The organism is uncultured Gimesia sp., from assembly GCF_937910335.1.
GTDB lineage: Bacteria > Planctomycetota > Planctomycetia > Planctomycetales > Planctomycetaceae > Gimesia.
The window spans coordinates 1-4,947 of sequence record NZ_CALEMX010000129.1; the positions used below are offsets into that span (position 1 = coordinate 1).

5 protein-coding genes are annotated in these 4,947 nt (G+C 47.9%); 2 read left to right on the forward strand and 3 right to left on the reverse strand.

Annotation, left to right across the window (positions count from 1 at the left end):
- From Q0668_RS05105 to Q0668_RS05115, 3 genes are all read right to left on the reverse strand, one after another.
- The coding region (locus Q0668_RS05105) for a hypothetical protein (protein ID WP_298860791.1) at positions 1-347 on the reverse strand (347 nt) is incomplete at its 3' end.
- 253 nt (positions 348-600) lie between these two features.
- Positions 601-1,338: a class I SAM-dependent methyltransferase gene (locus tag Q0668_RS05110; RefSeq protein WP_298860794.1), complete on the reverse strand. Its 738-nt coding sequence runs from the start codon at positions 1,336-1,338 to the stop codon at positions 601-603.
- 83 nt (positions 1,339-1,421) lie between these two features.
- Positions 1,422-1,985 (reverse strand): DUF3239 domain-containing protein, encoded by a 564-nt coding sequence (locus Q0668_RS05115; protein ID WP_298860797.1) that lies wholly within the window; start codon positions 1,983-1,985, stop codon positions 1,422-1,424.
- Between the two features lie 384 nt (positions 1,986-2,369).
- Between Q0668_RS05115 and gntH the strand changes: the two genes are divergently transcribed.
- Both gntH and Q0668_RS05125 read left to right on the forward strand, forming a co-directional pair.
- Positions 2,370-3,824, forward strand: a complete 1,455-nt coding sequence (gene gntH / locus Q0668_RS05120; protein ID WP_298860800.1) for a guanitoxin biosynthesis MBL fold metallo-hydrolase GntH — start codon at positions 2,370-2,372, stop codon at positions 3,822-3,824.
- An 80-nt stretch (positions 3,825-3,904) separates the two neighbouring features.
- Positions 3,905-4,900, forward strand: coding sequence for a GTP-binding protein (locus Q0668_RS05125; protein WP_298860803.1), 996 nt, complete (start codon positions 3,905-3,907; stop codon positions 4,898-4,900).
- Positions 4,901-4,947 lie beyond the last annotated feature (47 nt).

Here is a 4,947-nt window from a genome sequence, read left to right on the forward strand (position 1 = left end):
ATTAACATCAAGAATTTCAAATTTCCATGCCCCGTAAATTCGGCATGTGTCCAATTTTCAATTGATTCGATGGGAAAAGAGTAAATTGTCGGGGTAAGCGAAGTCAGACAACCACTGGCAAGATATCCAAAGACAACAGAGAGACCTTCTACAATAAATGCTGACAGCAATAGCCCCCAACCTGACAAGAGGATAGGTTGTTTACCATTGTCACTATTGTGGAAAATAATTTGTATAGTGAGCACGACAATTCCACCACAAAATGTCGTCGTGATCGTAAACAGCAGATCAATTTGGTTATTCATCTGGTTGATTACAGCTTCCGCAATCTTGGCGTTTGCTAGCATGATAACAGTTTTCTATCAGGATAGTAGTATTATGTTTACAGGTGATACTATGATTGTAAGTCTTTGGATTGAAAATACCAGAATGGTCTACCAGTTTCTGCAAAGATCATTGAATTCCATAAAGCTTCTCAGATCAAAGATTGAGACAAAAACAGACTTCAGAGGGACTGCTGATGCTCTAATCGTAGTGTGAGATGAGATTCTTTATCATGTGGTTGAATAACCTGAGTATGCGAGAGCAGAAGAGAATCGCTCATTTCACGCATTCAATAAACGTCAGCGGCGGTGAATCCAGCAGGCAAGACCAGAACTCCAAATCGTGTGCCTGCAGACCTGCCGGTGATAATTGAGGCGCATGCCAACGCACTTCGCGAAATCCCGCCTGTTGAAAAGCCGCTTCATGGGTGGCGACATTCAGATGATAGTTTTCGAGGTCAAACGGACCGTCCTCCAGATGAAACGTCCATTTGATCGGCGCACCCTCTCGCCAGTCACCGATTGCCGTTGTCTCAAAACCGTATTTACGATACGCGGGCGCCGTCGGAAATGTTTGTGCGGGGTTACAATTCACGGTCACAAAACGGCCTCCCGGTTTTAACGCGGCACCAATTCCATCGCACATCGACTGTAATTCATCACGGCTGCGGGCGTAGTTGAGCAACCAGGCCGCGACGATCAAATCATACTTGTCACGACCCGCCAGTTCGCGTGCATCGCCGACAATGTACTCGATTCCCAGTTGATGCCGGGCTTCCTGTTGACGGGCCAGATCGACCATGCCCTCAGAAAGATCGATCCCCGTCACTGGCGCTGCACCTCGTTCACGAATCAACCGGGTATAAAAACCTTCGCCACAGGCAACATCCAACACCGCCAGGCCGCCCGGATCACCAATCAATTCCATCAACGTAAAACATTCAACAAATGTCCGCCAGGGCTGCTGCTTGGATCGTTGATACTGCTCGGCGATGGGGTCATAGTCTGTAGTCATGGATTGTTTTCATCATAGAGTAATTTTATTTTAATATGTTGCTCAACGGTTCAACGTGTTCCAAGGTTCAACGTGTTCCAAAATTATTCCAGGTCAAAAGGAAAAATTCCGGCTTTAAATGGTTTGTCCATTTTTTTCAGGGCATTCATCAGTATATCCCACTCTGCTTCATCAATGGCATTGACTGCGTTTTTGATAGTCTTATTGCTCGCCGTAACACAGTTGACAACGATAGGGTTAATGTCGGTCCAGCGCTTGTTATTTCCGATATTTTTGTTGTGAAATGTGGCAACCGTTGCCAGACGAGTTGCTTTTTTAAACGGAGCCCCTGTTGCATTACGTAATGGTCTTTTGACGATCTTGACGACAGGGTACGAATGGCCTCCCTGATTATTAAAATCTGCCACGACAGCGATCAGGTTTTTTTTAGGATTCACCACAACAGCAGGCAGGAGCGCGCCATTTGCAAAATGGCCTTTCCAGCTCATAAGACCGACAATGCATGAGACGATAGAAATTCCAATTACTATCCCACCTGCTTTTAGATAAGTTGGTAATAAAACAATACCCACAATCACACCGACAGCCCAGAACAGGACCTCCCCGGGATAACACTTTAAAAAAACTTTGTAATTGATGCGGATCATTCAGTCGACCTTTCATTCTCTGCAGAAAGTTTTTATTGATCGTTAGCTTTGTCAAAAAATGCTAGACCAGTCCTGCGTCCTGTTTGGCATGCGATCTCATAAAATACTTCCCTTACAACAAATCTTCAACATAAAAATAGTTTTTATTAATTCACATTTTGATCCATCCGATAAAAGCTCAGTCATGTGACATGTAAATGGATACAACAGAAATTCACATAGAATACGTTCGCTTTGAGATTGCTGTTTCGATACAATGTTTTCGTGTTCTAAAAAAGCGAGAAGATCCCATTGCATTTCTGCGAAACAGGTCAAATATTTCTCTGATTCTTTGGGCCTGATTTACACTAATATAATAATCACTTTGACATTGAGGAGTAAGTCTTGAATAAAGACAACAATATACAAAACGATCAATCAGGAAACGGTCAAGGTCGGCGCGATTTTCTGAAAGGTAGTGCAGCGGCGGTTGGCGCTGGTCTTGCCGCCTCTGTTTCCGGTGTGGCCTCTGCTGCCGATAGTGATTGCGAAGTGAAAAATCCATACGGTGCCCGACCCGGCGGTGGCATCAGCTTGCCTGATTATTATAAACCCTGGCCTGCCATCAAAAACCGTAACGTCTTTATGCCGGGGACGGAAATTCTACCGAAAAACGAAATGCGGATTTCATTCCTGGGGAGCACACCCTGGCCACCGACACGCTTGCAGTCAGGGACTTCCATTCTCGTTGAACTGGGTAACGGAGAGTCACAACCCCGCCGTTTCTTCTTCGATTTAGGAAACGGCAGCATCTCAAACGCGATTGCCATGCAGGTGCCCGCTCCACTGATCAACGACATTTTTATCAGCCATCTACATGCTGACCACTTTGCCGATTTGCCTTATATGTATCCCTTCCGGGCATTCGCTGGCGGTTTCACTCCCTTGCGCGTTTATGGTCCCTCAGGAAGAACACCAGAACTGGGAATGAGTCATATGATCAAACATATGAAAGAGATGAACCGCTGGCACGAAGAAAACTTCAATGCCTGCCCCATCGGCGATGGAATGGAAATCGAAGTCACAGAATTTGACTGGAAAAAAGAAAACGGTATCTGCTACAACAAAGATGGCGTGGTGGTTCGACACTGGCCGCGGTCGCACGTGAAAGATGGCGCCTCCGCTTATCGTCTGGATTGGGAAGACGCCGGTTTGTCCTTCGTCTGGACCGGCGATGGTCGTCCCGATGAACTATCAGCCAAGTATGGCAAGGGGGCAGATGTCTTTGTATCCGAAGGGACGATCGATGTACCTTCACTCTCTTCGATGAAATTAGGAGCACCCGCGGAACTCTGGGAGTACACCATCGATATCTTCCACACTATGTACTATGCTGCCGGCTATCTGTTTAAGCAGGCACAGCCTCGCATGGCCGCAATCTGTCATTATGAATTTGCCGGTGCGGCACTCGAAGCCGAATCGACTGCGGAAGTACGATCCAACTGGGATGGCCTGTTTATGTTCGGTGGCCCCGATGTGCAAGTCATCAATGTAACAAAGGATGCCATCTGGTCACGCGAAGCACTGATGCCCGATGGGGCGGCTCCCGCTTCCATGGATCCACGCTGGTTTCTTAAACCGGGCGAAAAGCTACCTGCCGAGATCAAACTTCCTACACCTACGATGCCGCGCGAAGTTCAGCAGGAACAGTTTGTACGTGACCTGGAAATTGACCCCAAAAAATATTATCCACCCGACGCCTATCGCAAACCGGTTCAGAAATGGCCGGGTGTCACGCTCAATCCGCGGGAAATGCTGGAAGCCCGCGGAATCAAAGTCGACGATGATACCGAGAAGTAGATTCAGAAATCCCACACTACGAACACGTCGCTGGATTTCGGTGACGTGTTCTATTTTCTAATAAGCAGAGCTCAAGCATTATGACTGAAGATCCTGTGCCGATCCTCGCACCCGCGCCGCGTACCGAACCTCTGGTGATCCCGGGGCGCGACCCGGTTCCTGTCACTTTATTGACGGGTTTTCTGGGAGCGGGAAAAACCACTTTATTGAATCGCATTCTCAATGGAGATCACGGTTTGCGCGTGGGCGTTCTCGTCAATGACTTCGGTGCGATTAACATTGATGCCGAGCTGGTGGAAGGAGTGGAAGAGAATACGATCAATCTGACCAATGGTTGCGTGTGTTGTGAAATTCGTGATGACCTTGTGAATTCTCTGGAACAGCTACTGACACGAGAAGATGTGATTGATTATGTGATTCTGGAAGCGAGTGGCGTGGCTGACCCGGAAGGGATTGTGATGACCTTCCTCAATGCGCGCTATGAAAAATTGCTGCGTCTGGACAGCATTACCTGTCTTGTGGATGCGGAAGCGGTCTTTACACACGCCGACAACGATGATCTGTCTGCCCTTAAGCTACGGCAGATCGGCTTTGCAGACATGGTGGTTCTGAACAAGGTCGATCTGGTAGGGCCAGATCATATTGAAGTCATCGGCGAATGGATCGGCCAGCATCTGAATCGGATTCGCATTGTGAATGCCGTGCGGTGTGAAGTACCGTTGGAAGTCTTATTGGCCGTCGGTCGCTTTGATCCGGAACATTTGGAATCACAAAAGCAAAGCCTCAACCCCACCGGCGATCAGGCTAAACATGATGCTGCCAGCCAGATGTTCGATACCTGGAGTTACGAAACCGATCAACCATTTGCTCTCGAAGCATTACGTGAAATGGTACGACGCAAACTACCGGCGTCAGTTTATCGATGCAAAGGCATTGTATACTGCGCCGATACTCCCGCGAAACGACACGCTTTGCAAGCGGTAGGTCGTCGTACTGAATTGACGGAACTCGACGACTGGGGCACACGCACCCCACGCACGCGGATCGTTGCCATCGGCTCAGACATTGATGTGTAGTAGCCACTACTTTTCCTGACAGTAGTATCCCAACTTCACACGTTTGT